Source organism: Streptomyces sp. RP5T (assembly GCF_003933965.1).
Lineage (GTDB): Bacteria > Actinomycetota > Actinomycetes > Streptomycetales > Streptomycetaceae > Streptomyces.
The window spans coordinates 1-2,661 of the sequence record NZ_RSAJ01000853.1; the positions used below are offsets into that span (position 1 = coordinate 1).

A 2,661-nucleotide genomic window follows, 5' to 3' on the forward strand; every position below is an offset into this window, starting at 1 on the left:
GTCTCGGAGGCGCGGATCGCCACGGGGAGTTTCTCGGGGACCAGGGGGCCGAGTCGGCGTGCCCGCCACAGGGCGGCGAGTGCTGCCGCGAAGAAGAGCTGGAGTGTGCCCCAGAGCCAGCCCGAGGGGAGCAGGTCGACGAAGCTCTTCTCCGCGTCCGGGTCGGTGGCGGAGGAGTCGGCGAGCGAGGGGAGGTACCAGACCAGATGGGGGCGGGAGCCGAGGAGTTGGAGGGCGAGCGAGGCGTTGCCCTGTTCGTCGAGGGTGTCGTTGTAGAGGATGTCGGGCGCGCCGAGTACGACGGTGTCGCCGTCCCCGGAGTCCGCCGGGACACGCACCAGGGTGGGCAGGCGCTCGCTGGGGTAGCACTCGTCGTTGCCGGGGTGGGTGACGGTGTAGCGGATGCCGCCCGTGTCGGCGCTGCCTGCGCGGCGGGCCGCCGGCAGGCCGCAGTCGGGGGAGAGCGTCGAGTCGAGGCTGGTGGCGGGATCCGCCACGACGCCGGGGGCCAGGCGCTCGACGGACCAGCTGCCAGGGGCGACGAGGACGGTGCGGCCGTCGGAGTCGGCGGTCGCGGTGCGCAGTTCGCTCTGCTGGCGGTGTGTCAGGAGGTCGGGCACGGCGATCAGGAGCGTGGTGTCGGGGCCGGCCGCGGCGCGTGCCTCGTCCAGGGTGGTGACCACGCGGGTGTCGACGCCGCGGTCGGCGAGGAGTTCGGCGACGGCGCGGCTGCCGAAGGGGTCCGCGGAGCGCGGGTCGAGGCTGCCGTGGCGTTCGGTGGAGCGGATCGCCGCGATCACCACGGCCGCGACGAGGAGCAGGACGAGGGCGAGTACGACGCCTCGCGCGCGGGTCCACACCTGGCGGGCGGTGGGCGAGGCCGAGGTGGACGGGAGCGTGGCCTCGGTGGTCATTCGGCGGCTCCCCGGCGGGCGTTGTGGTCCGCGCTGTGGCTGTCGCTCGTGCTGCTTGTGCTGTTTGTGAGGACCGGCTTGCTGCGTTCGAGGTCGCGGTCGAGTTCGGCGATGCGGTGGTACGACTGCTCGGTCGCGGCCCTGCCGCCGTACGTGACGTCGTCGAAGTCCCGGGCGGCGGAGCGCAGCCGGTCGGCGTGGGTGGGCAGGGCGCGGCCGGCTTCCGCGGCGGCCTCGTCCGCGGTGCGGCCGGGACGGATGTCGAGGAGGGCTCGTTCCTCCAGGGAACGGACGATCGCGCGCATGCGCTCCTGCACGGCCTGGTTCCAGTGGCCCTGGGCGGCGTGGGCCTCGGCGGCCGCGCGGTGGTCGGCGGCGCTGCGGGGGCGGTCGTCGAACAGCGCGGCGGAGGAGGCGGGCCCGCGGCGCGGGGTGCCCAGGCGCCACCACAGCGCGCCGACGACCAGGACGACCGCGGCGATGACGACGACCAGGCCGAGCGCGCCGCCCGGGGTCGCCGACGAGGCGGCGTTGAACAGCTTGTCGACCCAGTCCCAGAACGCGTTGAGGGCGCGCTGGAACCAACTGGGGTCGTTCTCGTGGTACATGCGCTTGGACAGCTCGCGGCGGGCCGCCTCCCGCGCGGGGTCGCGCGGGATCGTCAGCGGCGGTTCGTCGGCGGACCGTGCCGTGGACAGCATGGAGGTGTCGACGGCGCGCAGCATGGTGACCAATCCCCCCGGCAGGTTCACCGCATCAGCTCCCCGGAGTGGGGCCGGTGTTGTAGCCCTGGACGCCAGCCGCGCGGGCCAGTTCGAGATCGAGGGCCTCGCGGCGGATGCGCTGGTCGATGTAGAGGAGCACGGTGACGCCCGCCGAGATCGGGAAGGTGATCATGGAGCCGATCACCGAGCCGATTCCGCTGATGATGAGGAACGTCCAGCCGAGGTCGCCGGTGCCGTTGACGAAACCGCCGACGCCTTCGCCGCTGAGCGCCGCGGCGAGGAAGGTGAAGGGGATGACGACGATCGCCGCGACGATGTTGGCGATGAGCCCGGCGAGCAGCTGGATGCCGAGGACCCGCCACCAGGAACCGCGCACCAGCTTCGTGGAGCGGCTCATCGACTTCACGATGGTCTGCTTCTCCAGCATCAGCGCGGGCGAGGCCAGGGAGAAGCGGATCATCAGCCACAGCGCGACGACGCCGGCGCCGAGGACGCCCAGGATCGCGAGCGCGATGCCGCCGCCGTCGGAGCCCGTGGCGGCCACGAGGATGCCGGGCAGGGCGCCGACGGCGAGCACGCCGAAGGTGATGAGCAGCAGAAGGAAGATCAGTCCGAACAGCCTGGGCACCTGCGGGCGGGCGTCGCGCCAGGCCTCACCGGTGGTGACGGGCCTGCCGAGCACGGCCCGGCTGGTGACGGTCGTCAGCAGGGCGGTCGCGGCGACCGTGCCGATCAGGGAGATCAGGAAGACGACTGTGGAGCCGAGCATGGTCTCGCCCAGGGCGCGGGTGAGCTCGTCGGCGCTGGCGCTGGGGTCGTTGAGGGCCTCGGTCCCCGCGCTGTCGTTCAGGACGAGGCCCTGGAGCAGGATGACGAGGACCTCGGTCACGACGGCGACGGTCAGCGAGATGCCGAGGACCGTGCGCCAGTAGGTGCGCATGGTGGAGACCGCGCCGTCGAGGATCTCGCCCACGCCGAGCGGGCGCAGCGGGATCACACCGGGCTTGGCCGCGGGCGGGGGG

The 2,661-nt window shown here is 73.1% G+C and carries 3 protein-coding genes; all 3 read right to left on the reverse strand.

Annotated features, from left to right (window positions below):
* On the reverse strand, positions 1-914 hold a 914-nt coding region (locus tag EHS43_RS42015), incomplete at its 3' end, for a DUF4350 domain-containing protein (protein ID WP_148104265.1).
* Complete coding sequence (locus EHS43_RS42020; protein ID WP_125195737.1) at positions 911-1,639, reverse strand: DUF4129 domain-containing protein; 729 nt, start codon at positions 1,637-1,639, stop codon at positions 911-913. The genes EHS43_RS42020 and EHS43_RS42015, both read right to left, overlap by 4 nt.
* A gap of 31 nt (positions 1,640-1,670) precedes the next feature.
* Positions 1,671-2,661, reverse strand: a 991-nt coding sequence (locus EHS43_RS42025) for a glycerophosphoryl diester phosphodiesterase membrane domain-containing protein (protein ID WP_260470964.1), incomplete at its 5' end; no start/stop codon positions are given.